Source organism: Holdemania massiliensis (assembly GCF_022440805.1).
Classification (GTDB): domain Bacteria; phylum Bacillota_I; class Bacilli_A; order Erysipelotrichales; family Erysipelotrichaceae; genus Holdemania; species Holdemania massiliensis_A.
Genome location: NZ_JAKNTK010000001.1, coordinates 2,549,897 through 2,572,046, shown reverse-complemented (window position 1 = coordinate 2,572,046; position 22,150 = coordinate 2,549,897). Strand labels below are relative to the sequence as shown.

The following is a 22,150-nucleotide window of genomic DNA, read 5'->3' as shown; positions in this document are numbered from 1 at the left end:
TTGGATGGAATTGAACAATTCCTGAAATAAGAAAGGGCTGCGGGCTTCATTGGAGCTGTTGCGTACGTTTGAATTTATAGCCTCCTTTGATGCAATTTTTCAACTGAAAAAAACTGCAGCCATCATCTAAAAAATCGATGCGGCTGCAGCTTTCTAGGGTTAATTGCTGTGAAACAACATATCCTCATAGGTCGGCAGGTCATACTGTTTTTTATCAAAGATTGTTTCATGCTCGTCAATGGCGCTGCGCAATTGCTGCATCAATGGGGCGACTTCGTAATAGAACCGAATCCCGCGCTCATGATAATCGCTGACCACTCCAATCTCTTTGAGCTTCCCTTCCAGCCGCTCAGCTCCCTTATCCATGCGATCCATCAGTTCGTTTAAATGGGTGAGCTGCTTTTTGAAGTAAGAAGCAGGCTGATCCAATGAACGCAGCGCGGCGGCCAGCGGTTGAATTTCACGAGCGAGCAGCGGCAGGATTTCCGTGCGGGTCATGTCAATCAGAACCTTGGCTTCAATCTCAGAGATCTTGACGTATTGTTCATTCATGATCTCACTGCGGGCAATCAGCTCTTTCTCCGTATAAACATGATTACGGGTAAACAACTCAATCGTTTTTGGAGAAGTCAAAGCGCTGACCGATTCGACGAAGGACGGAATGTTCGGTAAACCACGGCGTTTGGCCTCAGCCACCCATTCTTGGGAATAACCGTCACCAGAGAACAGGATCCGTTCATGTTCTTTCAGAATCTGGGTGCAGATTTCTAACGCCCGGGCCCGGATATCCTGCTTGTACTTCAGATCCGCAAGCTGTTCAGCGATGTCATTGAGCACATCAGCGGTAATCGTGTTGAGAACGACGTTGGCGAAGGACGCTGACAGAGACGAACCGAGCATGCGGAACTCAAATTTATTGCCGGTGAAGGCTAATGGAGATGTCCGGTTGCGGTCGGTATTGTCCTTGGGAATGTAGGAAAGACCGCTGATTGGCGTGAAGGAGCTGTCCTGCTGATCCACGATCGTCTCCGCCGCGCCTTTTAACGAGTTTAAGACATTTTCGATGTAACTGCCCAGGTAGATCGAAATGATTGCCGGAGGGGCTTCGTTGGCGCCCAAGCGATGGTCATTACCAGCTCCTGAGGATGACATCCGAAGCAGTTCCGCATGCTGATCTACGGCTTTGATGAAGGCGCAGACAAAGACGAGGAAACGGATGTTCTCTGCCGGTTTATCACCGGGTTCAAATAAGTTCTGCCGATCATCAGTGACCAAGGACCAGTTGTTATGCTTGCCCGAACCGTTGATGCCGGCAAATGGTTTTTCATGAAGCAGGCAGGCAAAGCCATGTTTATCTGCAGTTTTGCGCAGAACGTCCATCGTCAGCTGGTTCTGATCTACCGCAATGTTGACGTTGCTGAAGATCGGCGCAATTTCAAACTGACAAGGCGCGACTTCATTGTGCTCGGTTTTGGCGTAAATGCCTAATTTCCACAGCTCCTGATTGACTTCTTTCATAAAAGCTGCTACCCGACCGGGAATGCTTCCGAAATAATGATCTTCCAGCTCCTGGCCCTTGGCCGGCATTGCGCCGAATAAGGTGCGTCCAGTCAGCACGAGATCCTCGCGCTGTTCAAAGTAGCGTTTATCGATCAGGAAATATTCCTGTTCCAGACCGACCATCGGAATGACGCGTTTGACATCTTTATCCCCAAAGATGTTGACGATTCGGGTAGCCGCCGCGCTGATCGCTTCGATTGATTTCAGCAGCGGTGCTTTTTTATCCAGCGATTCGCCGTTGTAGGAGACGAAGACCGTAGGAATACACAGAATGTTATCCCGAATGAAAGCCGGCGAGGTACAGTCCCAGTATGTATAACCGCGGGCCTCAAAGGTTGCCCGCAGACCTCCGCTGGGAAAGCTGGAGGCGTCCGGTTCCCCTTTGATCAGCGACTTTCCGGAGAAGCGGACTAACGGCTGCCCGTTTTCATCCGGTTCGATAAACGAATCGTGCTTTTCCGCGGTCGAGCCCGTCATCGGCTGAAACCAATGGGTGAAATGCGTTGCGCCATTTTCCTGCGCCCAGCGCTTCATCGCGTGTGCGATCGCATCTGCGGTATTGCGGTCCAGTGAATCTTCCTTGGCCACAGTTTCTTTCCAGCGTTTGTAGATCGGATACGGAAGCCGCTCCTGCATGAGCGTTTCATCAAAAAGCAGGCAGCCAAATTCATCAAACGGATCTGTGATTTTCATAACTCTTCCTCCTAAAAAACATGGTTTAATTTTATTCCAAAATGATGCAGAGTCAATAAAAAGTTAAAAAAAACAGAGAAAAACGCGAAAAAAATCGAATTCCGTGGATAAATGTTGATGAAAATTGGGATAATCACCGAAAAAAATTAGCTTTAAATAGAAAATGATGAATTTGTAAAAACAGCTGGATTGACCGAAACAGACAAGGGCATACTGACAAGTAGAAAAAGGATAAGGAGGAAGCCTATGCTGAAAAAATGTGAAGTTTGCGGTTTAATTTTGGACAGTGAGCTGATCCAGGACCGCTGTCCGAAATGTCAGGCAGATTCTTCTCAATTTCGATCTCTGAGTCGGGAGGAAGTAGAGAAGATTACCCGCAGTCATCTGACCAACAGTCTGCTTACAGAATTGGCAGCGGTGGCTGAACATCAGGTTCGTTTAGCAGAAAGAGGCATTGCCGATCAGCTCGATCCGGGCTGTATTCAGACCTTTGATCTGGCTCTGCGGCAGGCCGTGCTGCTGCGGCAGATGATCCGGGCTGAAATTGCAATCCATACCGGAAAGGAGAAATGGTAAAATGGAATTGAAAGGTTCAAAGACGGAACAGAATTTATGGACGGCGTTTGCCGGAGAAAGTCAGGCGCGGATTAAATACGCTTATTATGCGGATCAGGCGCGCAAGGATGGTTATGGTCAGATCGCTGGGATTTTTGAAGAAACTTCGGCGAATGAAAATGCTCATGCCAAACTCTGGTATAAGTTTCTGCATGGCGGTAAGATTCAGGAAACGCCTGTCAACCTGAAAGACGCGGCCAATGGTGAAAACTATGAATGGACAGAGATGTATAAGGAATTTGCGGAAACCGCAAAACAGGAAGGGTTTACAGAAATTGCCCGGCTGATGAGCGAAGTCGCGAAGATTGAAAAGGGGCATGAGGAACGATATCTGGCACTGCTGAACAACGTTGAAAACAATACGGTTTTTGCGAAAGCGGAACAGATTGTCTGGAAGTGCCGCAATTGCGGATATACTGTAACTGCCAAACAGGCGCCAAAGGTCTGCCCGGTCTGCTTCCATCCGCAGGCTTACTTTGAACAGGAAGTTAAAAACTATTAAGCCATGTTTTCGATAAGCCCGAAACCAAGACGGTCTCGGACTTTTTTTGTCCGCGCTTCGCAGGGACTGAACGTTGGACATTGAACCGCATATTCCTTGGCTCAGGCTTGAATTTCCAGGATGAAAGTGGGAAAAGGAGGCACCCTTTTTCTGTCTTTCTCTATACTGATAGAGGAGGAGGCTGGGCTATGATCGAATTAAAAACCTTGGAAATCGAAGCGTTTCGATTCATTGACATTTCATTATTTCTGCCTCGCTGGACATGTCGGATGATCGTCAGCACAAAGGCTGTCTTAGTCGATGAAAGCTGGGATCTCGACATCCTGGAGGAAAAAAAGATTCCGGTCTTTCAGGTTCATAAACCGGGGAAAACCGGACTGTTGGATGGAAAAATTATAGCGATGACGTCAACCGCGGCCCGTGCAGGAATATATATAGGAATGAGTGGGAAGGAAGCGCTGCTGAAGGTGATGCATGAAAAAACGGAAACGGGATAGAAATCGCCGTTGGCTGGCGGCGGCGCTGATCCTGGCTGCGGTCTTGTGGCTGGGCAATCGGACGCTGAATCAGCTTAACGCCCTGTTAAAACCCCATGTCGAAAAGGTGGCGGCCAGTGAGGTCCGCAATGCGGCTTCGGCGGTGATTAAGCGGGCGGTGGATTCTCTGGATTTGAAGACGGAAGATCTGATCCGCATCCAGCGGGATAGTCAGGGCAATATAACAGATATTATTTATGATACGCAGCGGATGAATGAACTGATGAGCCGCTCCCTGGATGCCGCTCAGGAATCGCTCAATGCTGCGGAAGAAGGGGAAACTGATCCGCATACCCATCTTGTCTATTATGATAAAGGAATTATTTATTCTCTGCCGGTGGGGATGCTGACGGGGTCGGTGCTGCTGGCAAATGTCGGACCTTCGATAGACATACGAATGCGCGCGGTCAACAGCCTGGTCGGCCAGATTGATGCCGTCTCCTCGGCTTACGGCATTAACAGTACGCTGTTGGAAATTGATTTAAAGATCAGCGTGGAAATGTTGGTGATCAGTCCCTTTTTGCTTGATCCGCAGCAGATCGAAGTGAAGATTCCGCTGGTCATGCAGATCGTCCAGGGACAGATTCCGCAGCTGATGGTCGGACAGGTTGCTTAAGCATCGATAAACCGAAATCAGAAAAACAAAAAAACGCATGCCGCTGATCTTTGAAAGCTGGCTTCACTTTCAGAGGATCGCATCCGCATGCGTTTCTTTGACGACATTGCTGAATTTAGAAGAAGAGTGGCTCGGAAGGGGCCAGCCGTACTTCTGTTACGCCTGGAACTTCATCGAGAAGAATGGCTTCGATCCCATCCTTCAGCGTTGCATCCAGCGACAGACATTCAGAACAGGCGCCCAGCATTTTAACGGTGACGACACCGTCTTCCAGACTGACGAATTCCACGTCGCCGCCGTCGCGCTGAATATACGGCCGGATCTTTTCAATTACATTTTTAACTTGTGTTTCCATCGTTTCCATAATTTTCACCTTATCTTATAAAATACATCAGCCCGGCGATGATCAGGCCAAGAAGAATGCCGCCGAACACTTCAATCCATTTATGACCCAGTACTTCTTTTACCTTGGTCAGATAGATTGGATCGTCCAGACGGGTCTGCGTTAAAATTTGAATATCTTTGATCAGCTGCTGCGTAATCCGAATGTTCTGGCCGGCATAATAACGAACGTTGGCGGCGTCATAAGCCACGATCAGCGAAAACATCAAGGTCACGGCAAACAATGTCGACGAGAAATTATCCGTGATTCCGACAGCCAGCGTCAAAGCCGCGACTGTCGAGGTATGCGAGCTGGGAAAACCGCCGCTCTCCAATGCCATATGCCAATCCCATTCCCGGGTTCGTATGTAGCGGATAACGGGCTTAAGCAGCTGCGCTGTCAAATTGGCCACAATCGCAGCCCAGAAAGGATACATCTGTTGAAGCATGGTGCTCACCTCGAGAATTAGTATATCACAAAAACCCTGGGAGGTGATATAATAAAAAAAGATTGGAGGCGTCTATGCAGTATCGAATCGGACAAATAGTAGAGGGGACGATCACGGGCATTCAGCCGTACGGCGCATTTGTCAGTCTGGATGAGGAAACCTCGGGATTGATTCACATTTCTGAAATCTCGGAAGGTTTCGTCAAGGATGTCAATCATTTCGTTCACGTCCATGACCGTGTAAAGGTCAAGATTATCGATTTTGACAAATCCACGCACCAGGCCCGGCTGTCTTTAAAAGCGCTGCATCCGACGGCATTCCGGAAGGAACGCGGCCGGGGGAAGGCCAGTCGTCTGCCAGTCATGAAAATTGGATTCCGGTCGCTGGCTGAAAACCTGGACCGCTGGATCGAGGAAGCAAATAAAGGAGAAACAGTATGATCAAATTTGACACTTCGCATGCGCATCTGCAGGAAAACATTTTCGATTATCAGGAAGCCGTAACGCTGGCGCACACACAGCTGCATGAAAAAAGCGGCGCGGGCAATGATTTTGTCGGCTGGGTAGAATGGCCGAACAGCTATGATCATGAAGAGTTTGAAAGAATTAAAGCGGCAGCCAAGCGGCTGGAAGGCCAATGTGATGTGCTGCTGGTCTGCGGCATTGGCGGCTCTTATTTAGGCGCGCGGGCAGCGATTGAAATGATGCGCGGTCTGTATTGTCAAAATAAGCCGGAAGTGATCTTTATCGGTAACACCTTCTCCAGCACGTATTTCAAGCAGGTAGAAGCGTATATCCAGGATAAGGAAATCGTTTTGAACGTAATTTCCAAATCCGGAACAACAACGGAAACGGCGATGGCGTTTCGAATGCTGAAGCAGCTGATGGAAAAGAAATATTCCAAGGAAGAATGCCAGCGGCGGATTTTGGCGACGACCGACAAGGCGCGCGGAACATTAAAGGAACTGGCGGATAAGGAAGGCTATGAAACCTTCGTGATTCCGGATGATATCGGCGGCCGGTATTCGGTATTAACGGCCGTAGGCTTACTCCCAATGGCTTTGGCTGGGATTGATATTGACGCGGTGATGAAGGGCTTTGCGCAGGCTTATGAAGACCTCAAGAATCCGGATTTGCATGACAATCCAGCTTATCAGTATGCGGTTGCCCGCCGGATTTTGGAAAACAGCGGCAAAGATGCAGAAATGTTAGTAACCTATGAGCCGCAGATGGCAATGATTGCCGAATGGTGGAAGCAGCTGTTTGGCGAGTCGGAGGGCAAAGAAGGCAAAGGCATTCTGCCGTGCAGTGCGACGTTCTCAACGGATCTGCATTCTCTGGGACAGTTTATCCAGGAAGGCAAGAAGATGCTTTATGAAACTCTGCTGCTGGTGGAAGCGCCGACACTGGACGGGACCTTCCCAAGCGATGCGGAAAATTTGGATCACATGAACTATCTGGCCGGCAAGAGTCTGGATTGGGTCAATAAGATGGCTTGTCAGGGAACGTTGGAAGCGCATGAAGTTACCGGTGATGTGCCGAACTTGATCATTACGATGCCGGATATGCGGGAAGAAACCTTCGGGTATATGTGCTACTTCTTCTTTAAGGCCTGCGCGGTCAGCGTCTATCTGCTGAATGTGAATCCGTTTAATCAGCCGGGCGTGGAGGTTTATAAGAAAAACATGTTCCGTCTGCTGGGCAAGAACTAGACGGAAGATTCATACCGATTGTCCTTATTCATGGACAAACTTGATTGTTGATTAAAAAGGTGAATTCCGCGGAATTCATCTTTTTACTGTGTGCCAGGCATGACATATATCTAACTGGTGAAAGTCCAGTCACGGGTAGTTGCCGCCAAGTGTAGTGAACCACAAGCCGTTGGTAGTGATACCATGGGTGAAGGAAGTGGTGTAGCGAATCTTTCGAGCTTACGAAAAGAAACTTGATGAGGCTAAATGGTGGATAAGGTTGCAGTACAAACCAAAGTCCAAAAGGTAAACGTAAAACCAAGACAGTAAATCAAGAGGTTGTGAAGAGAAAGATATATGTCTTACCCTGGGAGATCTTGCGAACAAGGAAGTCCAATAAACTTTAAAATCAGTGATGGTACCCATGGTCGAAAAAGGTTTATCGCAAGAAGTCAGATGAAGTCATAGTAGGTAGAAATACCGAAGGACTGAAACGTTTATAGAGTGCGAATCGCTATAAGCAATGTTTGGATAGTCCGAAAATGAGGATAGCCTAGAACTGTGAATCGTAAGCACAGATGGTGAAAGTAGTGGGGATGTTTCCAAATCGATTTACAAGTAGAAGGAGGAGCAGCAAATGAAATTAATGGAAAAGATTTTAAGTGAAGAGAATTTGCAAAAGGCAATCAAAAAGGTCAAACAAAACAAGGGAGCACCTGGAATGGATAAGATGACAGTGCAAGAAGTCGAACAAGGGTTTGGACAATATCAAGAAGAAATTGTTTCCTTGATAATGAACAAGCAATATCGACCCATGCCAGTGAAAAGAGTCTATATTCCAAAACCAAATGGAAAACAAAGACCATTAGGAATACCAACCGTTGTTGACCGAGTTATCCAACAAGCTATTCTACAAGAACTCACAAAAATCTATGAGCCTATATTCAGTGAACATAGTTTTGGATTTCGACCAAGGCGAAGTGCACATATGGCAATGGAAGAAGTGTTAAATAACTTAAATGATGAATACGAATGGATAGTTGATTTGGATATTGAAAAATTCTTTGATACCGTAAATCATGACAAATTAATTTCAATCTTAAGAGAGAATGTCAATGACGCAACAACATTACATTTGATAAGAGCCTATCTAAGAGCAGGTGTGTTAGAGGATGGACTCGTCAAAAGTACTACGGTTGGCACACCTCAAGGAGGACCAATTAGCGTTATTTTATCAAATATCTATTTAGATAAATTGGATAAAGAGCTAGAGTCTAGAAACCTTAAATTTGTAAGATACGCCGATGACTGTATGATCTTCGTCAAAAGCGAAATGAGTGCGAACCGTGTAATGAAGTCAGTGACATCATGGCTAGAGAGAAAACTATTCTTGAAAGTGAGTGCAACAAAGACAAAAGTCGTCCGCCCAACGAAAGGGCAATTCCTAGGATTTACCTTTTATAAGAATGGACAAGATTGGAAATGCGTACCTACGAAAGATAGAAAGAAACGACTGTATTCTAAGATTAAAACATTGATGAAGAGAAAACATGCCATATCAAGACCGCTGGCAGTTACATTTGCGAAAGTAAATCAAACTGTAAGAGGTTGGATAAACTATTTTAAGATAGGTAGCATTAAAATGTTTCTTGATGAATTTGGGCAATGGCTACGCCATAAGGTACGATGTATCATCATCAAGCAATGGAAGAAACCAAAGACGATATATAGAAATCTAATGAAGCTAAATATAGTGAGCAAATGTAAGTTTAGCGAAGAAGATATCTATAAGTGTGCTAACACGAGATTAGGGTGGTATAAAAGAAGTGGGATGAATATCGTAAACTTTACATTATCACCAAAAGTTTTAGGCATAAAGAAAGGGGACAGACCAGGTTTAGTCAATCCCCTAGAATACTATCTTAAGAGTTTGTGATTCGATATAAATGTAGAGCCGTATACGAGACCCGTACGTACGGTTCAATGAGAGGGGCGAAAGTTAAAACTTTCCCTCTACTCTATTAATACACCCCGACAAGGGTGATAACTGGACGGTGAAAGTCCATTGTGCGGTTGTGGCAATAAGGATTTTCGTTTGCCACTATCGGAAAGGGGCTGTAACGCAAAAGAAAGCAGGAAAAAATAAAAAGACCAGAGAATAGACAGACCCACGGCTTTGTCTAAAAAGACAATAAAAAAGGATTAGAATTTGTCTTGCTTGAGCTGATGTATAGGCTATAGCTCAGTTATTGCATCAGGGTAAAGCGACAATAAAAATTCGCAAAATTGTGATACTATATATAAAATTGGTAATTTGGGAATGACAAGCTTCTGGAGGTGACAAGATGATTGTCTGGATAAATGGAGCTTTTGGCTCAGGAAAAACACAAGCTGCCTATGAATTGCAGCGCAGAATCCCCAATTCGTATGTCTATGATCCTGAAAATACTGGATTTTTCATTGCCAAAAATATACCGTTGTCAATAAGCGAAAATGATTTTCAAGATTATCCGATGTGGCGTAAGTTTAACTGTGATATGTTGGACTATATTTCAAAGCACTATGCGGGTCACCTTATTGTTCCAATGACGATCACGAACAGGCAGTACTATGAAGAGATTATTGCTTATTTATCAGAAAAATATGACATAAAACATATTATTTTATATGCTGAGAAGAAAACCCTTTTGCGGCGACTTGCTTCCAGACTTGAAGGAAGGCAGTCATGGGCCGCGCAGCAGATCGACAGATGTATCCGAGCGTTTGATGAGGATATAACCGAGTATAAAATCCACACTGATAATTTAAATATCGATCAGGTTGTTGAACAAATTGCAGCGATATGCGCTATAACATTGACTGCGGATAGTCGAAACAACTTTCGTAAACACGTTGACAGGTTTTTAATCAAATGCAGGCACATTCGGAATGGGGATTAAATTCATAATGGGGAAAACTTGCCATTAGATACAAGGAGCAGAATGCAGCTTATTTTACGGATAGTGTGCTGTTCTTGGATTCTTGCGGTACTTTTACAGTTTTTTTCCTGACGGAAAGGACTGGGAGGAGATAAACAACTTTGACAATAGACTGTGTTTTAGCGTGTTGTGCTTTAAATCCGCAGATTATATCCGAATAAAATAAAAAAATCTCAGTTTACTTTTGACTGAGATTTTTTGTTGATTTTACTGGGCTAGATAGTTCTTCATCGAATCCGTCATGATAACGGCATATTCGCCCGCGGCGGTGCTGGTTACTCCGGATGGCACCTGATCGGGATCCATTACCCACATGACTTCGATCGGCTGATCCGGATAGGTGTTGCGGAACCGTTCGATCAAGGCCAGCCCATCCTGGTAGCTCATGGTAAACAAAGCCGTGGACAAGGCGTCCGCAAATCCGGAATTCTCCGTGATGATCGTGACCTGATGGTAATAAGTTGCAGGAAAGAGCGTCTGCGGATCGATGATGTGATGATAGACGCTGCCGTCTTCAGCAGCGTAGAAGCGTTCATAATCTCCGCTGGATACGAAGGCTGCGGAGCCTGGCAGCTCAACGATTGCCAGCGAACCGTTGCCGGACGGATTGCGGATGCCAACACGCCAGTCCTGATTGCCCGGCTTGTTGTTGATCGTACAGATGTTGCCTCCGGCATCCACGGTACCGTGGACTAAACCCGCTTCAATTAAGCGCTGCTGTACCTTGCCGGCGGCGAAGCCTTTGGCAATCCCGCCGACGTCCAGCGAAGCGCAGCTTTGATTCAGATAGACCGTGCTGTCTGCTTCATTGATTTCAACCTTATCCCATCCTGTGCAGGCTTGCGCCTTTTGCAGCTGCTCAACAGAAGGAACCTGTCCCAGCTGTCCGGCGTTGTTTTGTGCGATGCCTTCATCCCGATAGGTATGCCAGATTTTGAGCACGGCGCCCATTGTGACGTCAAACTCGCCCTCAGACAGGTCGTAGAACTGCCGAGCGGTATTTAACAGCTCGATGATCTCAGGATCCACACTGACCGGGGCAATGCCGGCGTTGTCGTTGATCGTTTTGATATTGTTGAGTCCAGCGTAATCGTTATACACGTCAAACAGTGCGTTGTAGTGCAGAAACAGCTGCTTCATTTCAGCGAAATACTGATTGAACTGATCTTCTGTTTCCGTATATCCGGTCAACGTCATGACCGTATCAAAACCGGCGTCCAGCGCCATGTTGGAATAACGCGTCAGTTCCGGCTCCTTGGGCCGGCTCTGACAGCCGCCTAACATCAATAGGCCGCACAATGCCAGCGGCATCCATTTTTTATTCATTTGAATCACCCGTGATGATTCTAGCATAAAACTCAGAGCGATACTACCCAAAGGAAACATTTTCAAAGCCGGGATATCGTGAAAAAACTTAAAATTTCATTAAATAGATAGGGAAAAAACGTTTAAAATTAATAGCGATAATGCTATAATAGCTCCGAAGCGCAAGGCGGATAATGAAAAAATCGATCATCGTCGATTTTTTGTGTTTGCCAAAGCTTTCGGTATTTGAGGAAAGGAAGAGGTGGACGGAATGTCACTATTAACGGGACCGATGCGCAAGCATCTGGATGGTCACAAAGAGCTTACAAGTCATACCGAGCTTGTCAAGGTTGAAGCGGGCAGCCTTGTATACATTCCTTTAATTAACGGTAATTCAACAGCGGTTGAAGTGTTGGTTAAGGAAGGTGACAGTGTAAAAGTCGGAACGATGATCGCCAAGCGGAATGATCATTTTACAGTTCCTTACTTTTCATCTGTATCCGGTACGGTCAAAGGCATCCAGAAAATGATGCATGCTGGCCTGCGGCCGGTCGATCATCTTGTCATTGAAAATGATGGCAAAAACGAAGAGGAACAGCCATTCGGCACATTGAATTATCAAACGGCAACGCAGGAGGAATTAGTCACCTTCATGATGAATGCCGGCATCGTCGGCTGCGGCGGCGCAGGATTTCCAAGCTATGTCAAGTACAGAGGCTGCAAGGGCATTGATCTGCTGATCATTAACGCGGTCGAATGCGAACCGTACATTACGGCGGATTATAAGAACACCAGCCTGAATATGCAGGATCTGGTTACTGGCGTAGCAGCGATGTTAAAAATGTCAGGTGCCAAGGAAGCGGCCATTGCGATCAAGACGACAAAGAAGGATTTCATTCCAACCGTTGTCGAAGCCTTTAAGGATTACAGCAACATCAATGTCAAGGAAGTTCCGGATGTTTATCCGATGGGCTGGGAACGGACGCTGGTATACGAAATTACCAAGAAGCGTTATGAAAAGCTGCCGGGTGAAGTCGGAGTCATTGTCAACAATGCGACGACGGCAATTGCTTTCGGTCAGGCTTTAAGCAAGGGCATGCCGATCACTCACAAATATGTGACGGTCAGCGGCGACGGCATCAATACGCCGGCCAACGTACTGGTTCCGGTAGGCGTAAAAGCGGCTGATGTGATCGCAGCCTGCGGCGGATACAGTACGGAAGATGTGCTGCTGATCGCAGGCGGTCCAATGATGGGCAAGACGATTACAACCGATCAGTTTGTCATCACGCCGTACAGCAACGCCTTGACGGTCTTGAAGAACAAGCCGGTCAACCAGGTTGCCTGTCTGCGCTGCGGACGTTGTTCGGATCACTGCCCGGCCGGATTGCAGCCGGTGCGGATCAACCAGGCGGAAAAGTCCAAGAATGTGGCGATGTTAGAAAAATTAAGCATCATGGACTGCATCGAATGCGGCATGTGCACCTATGTCTGCCCATCGAAAATCGACGTCACTGAAGGCGTCCGGAGAGCGAAGCGCTACATGGCTCTGCGCGCTAAGAAATAAGGAGGGGAGTTTGTATGAAATTTAATTTTAAACCGTCCCCGAACTATCGTGATGGTCAGAGCACCGGCCGGATCATGGGCGAGCTGACCTTGGGGCTGTTGGCGGTATTTGCATTTTCACTGTATTACTATTTCAGCAATTTTTCAGCATCTTACGGCTTGCGGGCAATTCTGTTGATGATCACGGCGATTGTCAGTGCCTGCGGAACGGAGATTCTGTGGTGTGTCTTTACTAAAAAGGACATTCTGAACAGCTTGAAAAATTCTTATCCATGGGTAACTGCCATCATTTTGACGATGATGTGCCCGCTGTCGATTGAATACTATGCTTTAGCAGTGGCAACCGTGATCGCGATCTTCTTCGGCAAGCTGGTCTTTGGCGGCTTTGGACAGAATATCTTCAATCCAGCGGCGGTGGGCCGGGCGACGATCTTTGCATCGTTCGCAGGAGCCGCGGCTGCTGATATCGTGACCGGAGCGACGCCGACTTCTTCAATGGCGGCACAGAACTGGATCATTAACTCTGCCGAGGGCATGAGCAGCTTCCTGAAGCCGTTTGGCGGCGTGGGCAATATGTTTGTTGGTCTGTATCCGGGGGCGATCGGAGAAACGAGTGCGCTGGTGATTCTGGTCGTCGGCGTGATCTTAGCGATCCGCAAGGTTATTGACTGGCGTGTACCTGCAACCTATCTGATTACGCTGTTTGTTTTGGGAGCGGGTGTCGGGATGATGCACGGAGCTCCGATCAGCTATGCGTTATTCCATCTTCTGACGGGCGGTGCAATGTTCGGTGCCGTCTTCATGATGACCGATCCGGTGACCAATCCGACCAGTGCGGCCGGCCGGATTATGTTTGCGATCGGCTGCGCAGTGATTACGATTGTGCTGCGTCTGCGTTCCAATCTGCCGGAAGGCGTCATGTATTCAATTCTGATCATGAACATGCTGACACCATGGATTGAAAGCTTAACCGATGGTCAGCAGATCAAGATGAAATCCAAAAATATCCGGAATCTGGTGATTCTGTTTGTTGCAGGCTTAGCGATTACGCTGCTGGTCGGCAGCACGATCAAGCCGGTCGCTGCAGGCTCGGCTGAGGCTGGGGCAACCAACGGTACGGAAACAACCTACAATGTAACTCAGCATGGTTTCCAGGGCGATAACCAGTTTGAAGTGGTTATCGATACAGCCAAGGGTGAAGTTGTCAGCGTCAAGATGACGGAATTCAACGATACGCCGGGCATTGGTGATGGTGTGAATGATGAATACCTGAGCCAGTTTGTCGGAGCAAAGAGTGAAGCGGATGTCAATGCCGTGGATAACGTATCCGGCGCAACCTATACCAGCAAATCGGCTAAAGATGCAGTGCTTCAGGCATTGTCAGCCGGAAATTAAGGAGGGTCAGAAATGAAAAAAACTTTATATCTGGCCTGTTTCTTAGCCATTGTCAGCGCCTTGGCGGGCGGTTTATTGGCGGCAGTCAATGAAGTTACCGCGGCCAAGATCAATGCCAATGCTTTGGCTGAAGTGATGGGCAGTCTGGAGAAAGTGTTCCCGGGCACAACCTATGCCGAAGTGACAGAGTATACGGATGAATCCGGCTTAGTCACTGGAGTTTATCAGGCCGAAGGCCAAGGTTATATGTTCCAGGTCGAAACTTCTGGTTTCAAAGATACGATTAAGTTTGTTTTGGGCATCGATAATGATTCCAAAATTGTAGGATATGATGTAATTTCGATTTCGGAAACCTCCGGAATCGGCAGCCGTGTAGCGGAAGATGATTTCCGAAATACGGTAATTGGCAAAACGACCGGTGATAAGGTCGATACGCTTTCCGGCGCTACGATTTCCTCAACGGCCGTGGTTAAGGGCTTGGATGCAGCGAAAGCCGTTTATGCTTCTTTAAGCGGCAATGCAGCTCCGGCACCGAGCACACCGACAGCTCCGGAAACGACGAAGGAACCGGAAGCACCAGCTTCATCCGCAACGATTCTTGATCAGCAGGAAGACGGCAGTCAGGTTACGGTTACTGTGGAAGCAAAAGGCTTCCAGGGCAACAACACCTATACCGTTGTGATTGATAAGGACAGCCAGGAAGTCCTCAGCGTTGCCATGACGACGTTTGCGGATACACCAGGCGTTGGTGATGCTGTCAACGATGAATATCTGGCAGGCTTTGCCGGCTTGAATACCGCGGATGCGATCAGTGCAGTTGATGTGAAATCTGGGGCTACGTATACGAGCAATTCTGCGATTGACGCTGTCAAAGCGGCATGGAATGCCGTCTTTACTGTGGAAGCTGATCAGCCGACAGCCGGAGCTGACAACGCGGGCGAGGATGCCGCTGTGCTGACTTCTGCTGACGGCGCCCTTGAAACCTATACTGTAAAAGCAAAAGGTTTTCAGGGTGATAATGAATATGAAGTTGTAATCGACACCGAAAAGCAGGAAGTTGTCAGCGTGAAGATGACCGCTTTCAACGATACACCAGGCGTTGGCGATACCGTCAACGACGACTATCTGGCAGGTTTTGCCGGCTTGAAGTCGGAGGATGAAATTGCCAAGGTTGACGTGAAATCCGGCGCGACCTTCACCAGCAATTCCGCAATTGAAGCTGTCCGCGCGGCGTTCGCGGCCAGCCAGAAATGAGGTGGATGAACAATGAATCGTAAAGAGAATTTTACAGCGGGCTTCATCCGCGAAAATCCCGTATTCGGGCTGTATCTGGGATGCTGTTCCACACTGGCCATCACCACATCGCTCAACAATGCTATCGGCATGGGCGTTTCCGTTATTATCGTTTTGATTCTGTCCAACGTCATCATCTCTTTGATGCGTAAGATTATTCCGGATGAAATCCGAATTCCTGTTTATATCGTCGTCATTGCGGCACTGGTTAAGAGTATTGAACTTTTAGTCAAGGCTTATGCGCCTTCGATTGACTCAGCATTAGGTCTGTTTTTGCCGCTGATCGTCGTAAACTGCATCATCCTTGGCCGTGCAGAAGCTTTCGCCAGTAAAAACGGTGTGCTGGATTCCGCCCTGGATGGTCTGGGCATGGGCTTAGGCTATACCTGTGCGTTAATCGTCATGTCGCTGATCCGTCAGATTCTTGCGACAGGATTGATTAATTTTACAAATCCATTCACGAATCAGCTGATTTTTGAAGTCCGTTTGATTCCGGAAAGCTTCACAATCTCGATGTTTGGTTCCCCAACCGGCGCATTTCTGACTTTTGCAGTTTTGGCGGCGGCATTGACGGCGTATAAAAACGCCCAAGCGGCGAAGGCTGCGAAAAAGGAGGCTAAGTAACAATGGCTAACCTGTTTACTTTATTTATTTCGGCAGTGCTGATCAATAACGTCATTCTGTCGCAGTTTCTCGGTGTCTGCCCATTCTTAGGTGTTTCCAAGAACAAGAGCTCAGCAATCGGCATGGGCGCAGCGGTAACCTTTGTTATCTTCGGTGCTTCAATCCTGACCTATGGCTTGTACAAGCTGGTTCTGGAACCGAATTCGCTGGAATATATGGATCTGCTGTCATTCATTCTGATCATTGCTTCCTTTGTTCAGTTTGTTGAGATGTTCATCAAGAAGTTCTCTCCGGCTTTATACAAGTCGTTGGGAATTTATCTGCCGTTGATCACAACGAACTGTGCTGTTTTGGGTGTAGCACTGGACAACATTAAGCAGGGCTTTACTTTCCCTGAAATGCTGGTCTATTCGATTGGCATCCCAATCGGCTTTACGTTGGTTCTCTACATCTTCTCCACGATCCGGGAACGCCTGGATGCGGCGGATTCCCCGGTTTCATTCAAGGGCAATCCAATCGCTCTGATCGTTGCTGCGCTGATGGCGCTGGCGTTCAGCGGTTTTGCCGGACTGGTTTAATCGATGATGATCGCAATCCTTGTCTTATTGGGGCTGGGGGCTTTGTTTGGTCTGTTCTACTATCTGAATAGTAAAACGCCGGTACCTGAGGGATGCGAGGATCTGACGGCGGAGTGTGAGGGCTGCAAGATTACTTCCTGCGCTCACAACCCTGTGTTGAAACAATCAAAAGGAGAGAATAAAGAATGATTACAGCAATTATCATGATGTTTGTGGTCGGTGCCGTTCTCGGTTTGATTCTGGGGATTGCCTCCAACGTGTTCAAAGTTGAAGTCGATGAACGCGTTGAAAAGGTAACGGCCATGCTTCCAGGCTACAACTGCGGAAGCTGCGGCTTTGCCGGATGTTCCGGTATGGCGGAAGCCATGGTGGCTGGTGAAGTTGCCTCAGCTTCAGCCTGCAAGCCAAGCAAGCCGGATGCCCGGACGAAGATCGTTGAATATTTGACGACAACACCTGGCCCAGACGGCAATACAATTAACATTAAAGCTTAGTCAAACAGCTGTCCGTTTGTTCTCAATGCAGAACAACGGACGGCTGTTTTGTTTTTGCTTAACTTTTCAATTGGGACAATTATCTTTTTTTTAAATTTATGCTTTACAAATACGGTTATCTGGGTTACAATAATACTTGCTGATGGCGGTCGTGGTGAAGTTGGTTAACACTCTGGATTGTGGCTCCAGCATTCGCGAGTTCGAGTCTCGTCGATCGCCCCATAAATAGTTCTTACAGGACATCTGGTTTCAGGTGTCCTTTTTCTTAAAATGCTATTTTTCTAAGAACTAGGCAATTTGAAAGATTTGTCTAATAAATTTGAAAGAACCGGGGAAACTTAGAAAAGTCTTCCCTGCCCTAGAATGTCTTATGGTATAATTGTAAAGCACGAGGTGAAAAAGATGCCAAAAATTGCAGTAATGACAGATTCATCCGCTGATATTAATACTCAGCAGGCTGAATCAATGAAATTGGCCGTGATGCGTTTCCCGCTGATGATCGACGGTCAGGAATACATTGAAGAAATGGAGATCAAGACACCAGAGTTTATCCGAAAGATGGAACAAGGTGCCATCGTGAAAACGTCTCAGGCGCATTTGGGCAAACTGATCCAGCAATGGGGCGATTTATTAAAGGAATATGATGAAATTCTTTATATTCCACTTTCTTCAGGCTTAAGCGGATCTTATCAGTCTGCCTTGACTGCATCGGCGGCCTTTGAAGGACGGGTTACCGTTGTCGATGCCCGCTTTGCTTGTTATCCGTTAGCCTGGTTGTGCCAATGGGCACAGGATCAAATCCAGGCAGGACATGGCTGCGAAGAAATCAAGAATAAGATTGAAGCAGAGGCTGAGCTGTGGGCTGCCTTAATTCCTGAGAAGCTGGAATATCTGAAACGAGGCGGACGGATATCCGCCGCGGCTGCCGCTTTGGGTAATCTTTTAAAGATTGTTCCAATCCTGAAAGTGGAACACGGCGGCATTGATGTTCTTGGCAAAGTTCGGACGGTAAAAAAAGCCTATCAAGTGGGACTGGATGCCATTGCCCAAGTTGATGATCCCAACGAATATGAATGGATGATCGTCGAAGCGGACATGAAAGAAGAAGCTGAAGAGTTAAAGCAGCAAATGGAAGAACGCATTGGTCAGCCAGTAACGATACATGCTATGGGACCGATTATCATGGCGCATACTGGACCGCGGACGTTAGGCTACGGGCGCGTAAAAAAATTGAAATTCTAAACCGGAGCAATCCGGTTTTTCTTTTGCTTGTTACCAAAGTTGCAGATACTTCTAAATCCATAGGAATAATTCAAATCTTATTATTAACCCATTCGCTCCCGAAAAGTGCCTATTCGTTCCCAATCGCTTGACAAATGAAGCTTTCTGACATTCAGTGCTTATCTCTATCATTTCTTCTAACTTGTCTATTCGCTCCCGAAAAGTGCCTATTCGCTCCCAACTGCTTGACAAATGAAGCTTTCTGACATTCAGTGCTTATCTCTATCATTTCTTCTAACTTGTCTATTCGCTCCTGAAAAGTGCCTATTCGTTCCCAATTGCTTAACAAACGAAGTTACCTAACATTCAGTTCTTATCTCTTTTATTTCTTCTAACCTGTCTATTCACTCCCGAAAAGTGCCTATTCGTTCCCGATCGCTTGACAAAGAAGTTTTCTAACATTTAGCACTTTATTCCTTTTATTTCTTCTAATCTGTCTACTCACTCCCAAAAAGTGCCCATTCATTCCCAATCGCTTGACAAAGAAGTCTTCTGACTTTTAACTCATAGCGTGTTCGTGGCTTCTTTTCTGTCTGTCAATAGTAACAAAGACTATCGTTCCTCTTTCAGCCAGCGGAGAACCTCGGATTCTTCTGCCAGGATACATTCTGCCTGATTATAACTGTCAGCGGTTAGATACAGTTCGATTCGTCCTTTCTTCTCCGCAATAGATAAAGGAGACAGATAGGCTTGATCAACGGCCAGCAGCACAGTAGAAGGCAGGGTGTCCTCAGCCTGATCAATCCGTTCACCATAACGATTCTGCAGTTCCAGAATGCGTACGCCGCGAAGCAGACAATCCATCATTTCCTGACCATCCGACCATTGGCCGTATACATACAAATCAACCTGCTGTCCAGGCTGCATTAATTGTCCGCTGATCTCATCAATCGAAACTGCCAAAGGAAAAACAGCCTGGCCTTCCTTCAAGGTCGTGATACTGAAATCAGTCATTTCCTCAGGTCTTTCAACCATTTCTTCATAAAAGAAGGAACCGCGCGGAATGATGCTTTCTAAGCGTGTCCAACAACCGACAAGCTCCGCTTCGCTCAAAAGCAGATCGGCCTGCAGATAGGCGGAAGGGACATCAATCCAGGTCAGATCCTGGGCTGTGATTGTATGACGCGGGGGTAAGCTGGATGTACTGACGGGAACAGAGACCAAGTCTAAACGCCGGTTCAGTTCATGTTGGAAAAAATAGAAACCGCTGATGATCAATCCAAACAAGGTCAATCCGAGGGTGATTGTGAGTGCAATTTTTTTCTTCATTTGTTTATCCTCCATCTATACTATTGCGGAAAATTCAAAAAAGCCTCACAATTTCTAAAATTTTAATGAATAGTATATTGCATTATAGAATAGCTAGTGATATTATCTTGTTAGAAGGAGGGATTGGATGAACGCTCAGTTTAAGAAAGGCGTACTGGAAATGTGCGTGCTGTCCTTGCTGGCGCAGGGAGAGAAATACGGCTATGAGCTGACCGAAGCGATCTCACAGAAAATGACGGTTGCGGCGGGAACCCTGTATCTGATCTTAAAACGGCTGAAGGATGACGGCGACGTGGACACTTATCTGGTGGAGTCTGCGGAAGGTCCGGCCCGCAAATACTATCGGCTGACGGAAAAAGGCCGATCCCATGAACAACAGCTGACAGGCGAATGGCAGGAATTTGTGCGATTAGTGGATGAACTCATCCGGAAAGGAGAAGCATGAACAGAAAAGAATACATGGAACGGCTGCAAATGGATCTGGAGGCCGTTGACGAACAAACCGCAAAGGAAATTCTTCAGGATTTTACCGATCACTTTGAACAGGGGCTGAGCGAAGGCCGCAGCGAAGAGGAAATCAGCGAGGAGCTGGGCGATCCGGCAGAACTGATCAGCGAACTGAATACCCGTCCGCATCGTCAGGCTCAGGCGGAATCCCAAACCCAGATTGATGCCTTGTCGATGGTCAGCATTGAAGCCGAAAGTGCGGATATCACATTGAAGCAGGGAACTGGAAATGATGTTTTAGTGGATTTCTACGATAACCGCAATCCGCTGCGGGTGCATAATTACCGGCTTGAAACAGTTCAGGAGAATGACGTCTATGCCATCCGCGTGATTCGCCTGCAGAACAGCTGGCTGCGGGCGGGAGCGGGAGAACATCTGCGATTGGATGTTACGCTGCCTTCAGCCAGTCTGGATGTCAAGATCAGCAGTATGAGCGGCGATATCCGGCTGCCGGAAATCCTTCACTGCGGCAAGTTTGCGGCGTCGGTGCAAAGCGGAGATATCGATATTCGCGCGCTTGATGCCGAGGCTGTTCAGTTTACGTCGGCTTCCGGCGATATTCATGCGGCAGTCCGCGGTGAATTGATTGAAGCCACTTCGATCAGCGGAGACCTTGATTTGACCCAGGCCCATGGTAAACTGGGCAAGTTCCGTACAACCTCAGGCGATTTAGATATTCAGGGCTGTTTCCAGGCGGTGCTGGCGGAAAGCAAAAGCGGCGATCTTGATCTTGCGATTGAAGCAGCTGAAAGTCTGAAACTGGATACGATCAGCGGCGATATTCATTTAACCCTGCCGCATACCACGGGTTTTGTCTGCAGCTTCACGACGATTTCCGGTGATCTGCGGCCGCATATCCATCTGCCGCTGGAACGCCGCGGCCGTCAGCTGAGCGCTGGGGATGGTCATGCCCAAATCGCGGTCAAGACAATCAGCGGCGATTTGAAAATCAGTGATTAAATTAACCGCAAAGAACTTAAAGAAATCAGGAAAAGAAACGGCGCTGTCCTTGGCGCCGTTTTCTAGTCTTCGGTTTTATGTTATAATGAATCCCAAAAGGAGTGCGGCGATGGAAAGCTTAAATATCAATGGGAAAATTCTGCGGGTATCGGTTCAGCGCAAACCGATCCGCAATTTGATTCTGCGCTTAAAAAGTCCGGATGAATTGCTTATCAGCGCGCCGTATGCCTGTTCGAATGCAGAAATTCAGCGGTTTGTGGAAGCGAAGCGCAGCTGGATTGAGGCCCATACGGAAAAGCTGGCCCGTCGTCAGGCGCAGCAGTCCCAACCGGCCAGCGGAAAGATCGCCGTTTACGGCAAACCGGTCGAGCTGCAATGGGTGATTGGCAAAGGCAAAGCCCGGCTGCAGCCGGATCGCTTAATTCTTTATGGCGCCGATGCCTGTCCGGAAACAAAGCAGCGTGCCTTCGATCAATTTGCCAAGAGCAGCCTGGAAGCCGAAGTCGAACGACTGCGGCCAAAATGGGATCAGGTGATTGCAGACTATCATCTGGCTGCTCCGACGATCCATTACCGGCGGATGACAAGCCGCTGGGGCAGCTGTATTCCGGCCAAGTCCAAAATCACGCTGAATCTGAATTTGATTCATTACCCCTTAGCGTGCGTTAATTCCGTGTTATGGCATGAATATGCGCATCTGATCGTACCGAATCATTCCCAGCGCTTTTACACGGTCATTCGTCACCACATGCCGGACTACGATACGTGGAAAGCCTTATTAAATGGGGATTTGTAAGAAAACTGTAAGGAAAAGAATGGAAACGCTTAAGAATTGTTTGGTAAGGTTATAAAATAGAA

The 22,150-nt window shown here is 47.3% G+C and carries 24 protein-coding genes and 1 tRNA gene; 20 read left to right on the top strand and 5 right to left on the bottom strand.

Annotation, left to right across the window (positions count from 1 at the left end; all coding sequences use genetic code 11):
• Positions 1-159 precede the first annotated feature (159 nt).
• Positions 160-2,253: a glutamine synthetase III gene (locus MCG46_RS11800; protein WP_240280178.1), complete on the bottom strand. Its 2,094-nt coding sequence runs from the start codon at positions 2,251-2,253 to the stop codon at positions 160-162.
• A gap of 246 nt (positions 2,254-2,499) precedes the next feature.
• On the opposite strand from MCG46_RS11800, the gene MCG46_RS11795 reads away from it, so the two are divergent.
• The 4 genes from MCG46_RS11795 (at position 2,500) to yunB (ending at position 4,522) form a co-directional block, all read left to right on the top strand.
• Complete coding sequence (locus tag MCG46_RS11795; protein WP_240280177.1) at positions 2,500-2,829, top strand: rubredoxin-like domain-containing protein; 330 nt, start codon at positions 2,500-2,502, stop codon at positions 2,827-2,829.
• Between the two features lies 1 nt (position 2,830).
• The gene (gene rbr, locus MCG46_RS11790; RefSeq protein WP_020223950.1) at positions 2,831-3,370 is read left to right on the top strand and encodes a rubrerythrin; all 540 of its coding nucleotides are present in this window, start codon (positions 2,831-2,833) and stop codon (positions 3,368-3,370) included.
• A 188-nt stretch (positions 3,371-3,558) separates the two neighbouring features.
• The gene (locus MCG46_RS11785; RefSeq protein ID WP_240280176.1) at positions 3,559-3,867 is read left to right on the top strand and encodes a hypothetical protein; all 309 of its coding nucleotides are present in this window, start codon (positions 3,559-3,561) and stop codon (positions 3,865-3,867) included.
• Entirely contained in the window at positions 3,845-4,522 is a 678-nt protein-coding gene (yunB, locus tag MCG46_RS11780) for a sporulation protein YunB (RefSeq protein ID WP_020223948.1), read from the top strand. Before MCG46_RS11785 ends, yunB begins: the two co-directional genes overlap by 23 nt.
• 115 nt (positions 4,523-4,637) lie before the next feature.
• On the opposite strand, the gene MCG46_RS11775 is transcribed toward yunB, so the two are convergent.
• Both MCG46_RS11775 and MCG46_RS11770 read right to left on the bottom strand, forming a co-directional pair.
• Positions 4,638-4,886: a NifU family protein gene (locus tag MCG46_RS11775; protein WP_020223947.1), complete on the bottom strand. Its 249-nt coding sequence runs from the start codon at positions 4,884-4,886 to the stop codon at positions 4,638-4,640.
• 10 nt (positions 4,887-4,896) lie between these two features.
• Positions 4,897-5,352, bottom strand: a complete 456-nt coding sequence (locus MCG46_RS11770) for a divergent PAP2 family protein (protein WP_020223946.1) — start codon at positions 5,350-5,352, stop codon at positions 4,897-4,899.
• 74 nt (positions 5,353-5,426) lie between these two features.
• On the opposite strand from MCG46_RS11770, the gene MCG46_RS11765 reads away from it, so the two are divergent.
• The 4 genes from MCG46_RS11765 to MCG46_RS11750 all read left to right on the top strand — a co-directional run bounded on the left by MCG46_RS11765 (position 5,427) and on the right by MCG46_RS11750 (position 9,981).
• Complete coding sequence (locus MCG46_RS11765; protein ID WP_020223945.1) at positions 5,427-5,792, top strand: CvfD/Ygs/GSP13 family RNA-binding post-transcriptional regulator; 366 nt, start codon at positions 5,427-5,429, stop codon at positions 5,790-5,792.
• Positions 5,789-7,063, top strand: a complete 1,275-nt coding sequence (locus MCG46_RS11760; RefSeq protein ID WP_240280175.1) for a glucose-6-phosphate isomerase — start codon at positions 5,789-5,791, stop codon at positions 7,061-7,063. Before MCG46_RS11765 ends, MCG46_RS11760 begins: the two co-directional genes overlap by 4 nt.
• 616 nt (positions 7,064-7,679) lie before the next feature.
• Entirely contained in the window at positions 7,680-8,978 is a 1,299-nt protein-coding gene (gene ltrA / locus MCG46_RS11755) for a group II intron reverse transcriptase/maturase (protein ID WP_240276617.1), read from the top strand.
• A 409-nt stretch (positions 8,979-9,387) separates the two neighbouring features.
• Positions 9,388-9,981 carry an AAA family ATPase gene (locus tag MCG46_RS11750; RefSeq protein ID WP_240280174.1) on the top strand — a complete coding sequence of 198 codons (594 nt, stop codon included), beginning with the start codon at positions 9,388-9,390 and terminating at the stop codon, positions 9,979-9,981.
• Positions 9,982-10,227: 246 nt separating this feature from the next.
• Here the strand turns inward: MCG46_RS11750 and MCG46_RS11745 are convergent, their stop codons facing one another.
• A complete protein-coding gene (locus MCG46_RS11745) occupies positions 10,228-11,346 on the bottom strand; it encodes an FAD:protein FMN transferase (RefSeq protein WP_240280173.1) in 1,119 nt (372 codons plus the stop codon).
• 250 nt (positions 11,347-11,596) lie between these two features.
• Here MCG46_RS11745 and MCG46_RS11740 point away from each other — a divergent pair, with 250 nt between their 5' ends.
• From MCG46_RS11740 to MCG46_RS11700, 9 genes are all read left to right on the top strand, one after another.
• Positions 11,597-12,892 (top strand): RnfABCDGE type electron transport complex subunit C, encoded by a 1,296-nt coding sequence (locus tag MCG46_RS11740; protein ID WP_240280172.1) that lies wholly within the window; start codon positions 11,597-11,599, stop codon positions 12,890-12,892.
• 14 nt (positions 12,893-12,906) lie between these two features.
• Positions 12,907-14,286: an RnfABCDGE type electron transport complex subunit D gene (locus MCG46_RS11735; protein WP_240280171.1), complete on the top strand. Its 1,380-nt coding sequence runs from the start codon at positions 12,907-12,909 to the stop codon at positions 14,284-14,286.
• 12 nt (positions 14,287-14,298) lie between these two features.
• Positions 14,299-15,540 (top strand): FMN-binding protein, encoded by a 1,242-nt coding sequence (locus MCG46_RS11730; protein WP_240280170.1) that lies wholly within the window; start codon positions 14,299-14,301, stop codon positions 15,538-15,540.
• Between the two features lie 12 nt (positions 15,541-15,552).
• Positions 15,553-16,203 carry an electron transport complex subunit RsxE gene (gene rsxE / locus MCG46_RS11725; RefSeq protein ID WP_020223939.1) on the top strand — a complete coding sequence of 217 codons (651 nt, stop codon included), beginning with the start codon at positions 15,553-15,555 and terminating at the stop codon, positions 16,201-16,203.
• 2 nt (positions 16,204-16,205) lie between these two features.
• Positions 16,206-16,781 (top strand): electron transport complex protein RnfA, encoded by a 576-nt coding sequence (locus MCG46_RS11720; RefSeq protein WP_154237688.1) that lies wholly within the window; start codon positions 16,206-16,208, stop codon positions 16,779-16,781.
• Between the two features lie 3 nt (positions 16,782-16,784).
• Positions 16,785-16,970, top strand: coding sequence for a hypothetical protein (locus MCG46_RS11715; protein ID WP_081587820.1), 186 nt, complete (start codon positions 16,785-16,787; stop codon positions 16,968-16,970).
• Entirely contained in the window at positions 16,967-17,275 is a 309-nt protein-coding gene (locus MCG46_RS11710) for an RnfABCDGE type electron transport complex subunit B (RefSeq protein ID WP_020223937.1), read from the top strand. Before MCG46_RS11715 ends, MCG46_RS11710 begins: the two co-directional genes overlap by 4 nt.
• Before the next feature lie 145 nt (positions 17,276-17,420).
• Positions 17,421-17,497, top strand: a tRNA-His gene (locus MCG46_RS11705).
• Positions 17,498-17,677: 180 nt separating this feature from the next.
• Positions 17,678-18,517 carry a DegV family protein gene (locus MCG46_RS11700; RefSeq protein WP_240280169.1) on the top strand — a complete coding sequence of 280 codons (840 nt, stop codon included), beginning with the start codon at positions 17,678-17,680 and terminating at the stop codon, positions 18,515-18,517.
• Between the two features lie 591 nt (positions 18,518-19,108).
• Here MCG46_RS11700 and cpaB read toward each other — a convergent pair.
• A complete protein-coding gene (gene cpaB, locus MCG46_RS11695) occupies positions 19,109-19,825 on the bottom strand; it encodes a Flp pilus assembly protein CpaB (RefSeq protein WP_240280168.1) in 717 nt (238 codons plus the stop codon).
• A gap of 127 nt (positions 19,826-19,952) precedes the next feature.
• On the opposite strand from cpaB, the gene MCG46_RS11690 reads away from it, so the two are divergent.
• The 3 genes from MCG46_RS11690 to MCG46_RS11680 all read left to right on the top strand — a co-directional run bounded on the left by MCG46_RS11690 (position 19,953) and on the right by MCG46_RS11680 (position 22,088).
• Positions 19,953-20,270, top strand: a complete 318-nt coding sequence (locus MCG46_RS11690) for a PadR family transcriptional regulator (RefSeq protein WP_020223933.1) — start codon at positions 19,953-19,955, stop codon at positions 20,268-20,270.
• Entirely contained in the window at positions 20,267-21,292 is a 1,026-nt protein-coding gene (locus tag MCG46_RS11685; RefSeq protein ID WP_240280167.1) for a DUF4097 family beta strand repeat-containing protein, read from the top strand. Before MCG46_RS11690 ends, MCG46_RS11685 begins: the two co-directional genes overlap by 4 nt.
• Positions 21,293-21,401: 109 nt before the next feature.
• Positions 21,402-22,088 carry a M48 family metallopeptidase gene (locus MCG46_RS11680; protein WP_240280166.1) on the top strand — a complete coding sequence of 229 codons (687 nt, stop codon included), beginning with the start codon at positions 21,402-21,404 and terminating at the stop codon, positions 22,086-22,088.
• Positions 22,089-22,150: the final 62 nt, after the last annotated feature.

What these genes read in the sequence shown, in the direction of transcription:
- MCG46_RS11680 (WP_240280166.1), top strand. Translation starts at nt 21,402, where the DNA reads ATGGAAAGCTTAAATATCAATGGGAAAATTCTGCGGGTATCGGTTCAG.
- MCG46_RS11770 (WP_020223946.1), bottom strand. Translation starts at nt 5,352, where the DNA reads ATGCTTCAACAGATGTATCCTTTCTGGGCTGCGATTGTGGCCAATTTG.
- MCG46_RS11800 (WP_240280178.1), bottom strand. Translation starts at nt 2,253, where the DNA reads ATGAAAATCACAGATCCGTTTGATGAATTTGGCTGCCTGCTTTTTGAT.
- MCG46_RS11785 (WP_240280176.1), top strand. Translation starts at nt 3,559, where the DNA reads ATGATCGAATTAAAAACCTTGGAAATCGAAGCGTTTCGATTCATTGAC.
- MCG46_RS11685 (WP_240280167.1), top strand. Translation starts at nt 20,267, where the DNA reads ATGAACAGAAAAGAATACATGGAACGGCTGCAAATGGATCTGGAGGCC.
- cpaB (WP_240280168.1), bottom strand. Translation starts at nt 19,825, where the DNA reads ATGAAGAAAAAAATTGCACTCACAATCACCCTCGGATTGACCTTGTTT.
- MCG46_RS11750 (WP_240280174.1), top strand. Translation starts at nt 9,388, where the DNA reads ATGATTGTCTGGATAAATGGAGCTTTTGGCTCAGGAAAAACACAAGCT.
- MCG46_RS11760 (WP_240280175.1), top strand. Translation starts at nt 5,789, where the DNA reads ATGATCAAATTTGACACTTCGCATGCGCATCTGCAGGAAAACATTTTC.
- rsxE (WP_020223939.1), top strand. Translation starts at nt 15,553, where the DNA reads ATGAATCGTAAAGAGAATTTTACAGCGGGCTTCATCCGCGAAAATCCC.
- MCG46_RS11700 (WP_240280169.1), top strand. Translation starts at nt 17,678, where the DNA reads ATGCCAAAAATTGCAGTAATGACAGATTCATCCGCTGATATTAATACT.
- MCG46_RS11690 (WP_020223933.1), top strand. Translation starts at nt 19,953, where the DNA reads ATGAACGCTCAGTTTAAGAAAGGCGTACTGGAAATGTGCGTGCTGTCC.
- MCG46_RS11765 (WP_020223945.1), top strand. Translation starts at nt 5,427, where the DNA reads ATGCAGTATCGAATCGGACAAATAGTAGAGGGGACGATCACGGGCATT.
- yunB (WP_020223948.1), top strand. Translation starts at nt 3,845, where the DNA reads ATGAAAAAACGGAAACGGGATAGAAATCGCCGTTGGCTGGCGGCGGCG.
- MCG46_RS11745 (WP_240280173.1), bottom strand. Translation starts at nt 11,346, where the DNA reads ATGAATAAAAAATGGATGCCGCTGGCATTGTGCGGCCTATTGATGTTA.
- MCG46_RS11715 (WP_081587820.1), top strand. Translation starts at nt 16,785, where the DNA reads ATGATGATCGCAATCCTTGTCTTATTGGGGCTGGGGGCTTTGTTTGGT.
- MCG46_RS11740 (WP_240280172.1), top strand. Translation starts at nt 11,597, where the DNA reads ATGTCACTATTAACGGGACCGATGCGCAAGCATCTGGATGGTCACAAA.
- rbr (WP_020223950.1), top strand. Translation starts at nt 2,831, where the DNA reads ATGGAATTGAAAGGTTCAAAGACGGAACAGAATTTATGGACGGCGTTT.
- MCG46_RS11710 (WP_020223937.1), top strand. Translation starts at nt 16,967, where the DNA reads ATGATTACAGCAATTATCATGATGTTTGTGGTCGGTGCCGTTCTCGGT.
- MCG46_RS11720 (WP_154237688.1), top strand. Translation starts at nt 16,206, where the DNA reads ATGGCTAACCTGTTTACTTTATTTATTTCGGCAGTGCTGATCAATAAC.
- ltrA (WP_240276617.1), top strand. Translation starts at nt 7,680, where the DNA reads ATGAAATTAATGGAAAAGATTTTAAGTGAAGAGAATTTGCAAAAGGCA.
- MCG46_RS11735 (WP_240280171.1), top strand. Translation starts at nt 12,907, where the DNA reads ATGAAATTTAATTTTAAACCGTCCCCGAACTATCGTGATGGTCAGAGC.
- MCG46_RS11730 (WP_240280170.1), top strand. Translation starts at nt 14,299, where the DNA reads ATGAAAAAAACTTTATATCTGGCCTGTTTCTTAGCCATTGTCAGCGCC.
- MCG46_RS11775 (WP_020223947.1), bottom strand. Translation starts at nt 4,886, where the DNA reads ATGGAAACGATGGAAACACAAGTTAAAAATGTAATTGAAAAGATCCGG.
- MCG46_RS11795 (WP_240280177.1), top strand. Translation starts at nt 2,500, where the DNA reads ATGCTGAAAAAATGTGAAGTTTGCGGTTTAATTTTGGACAGTGAGCTG.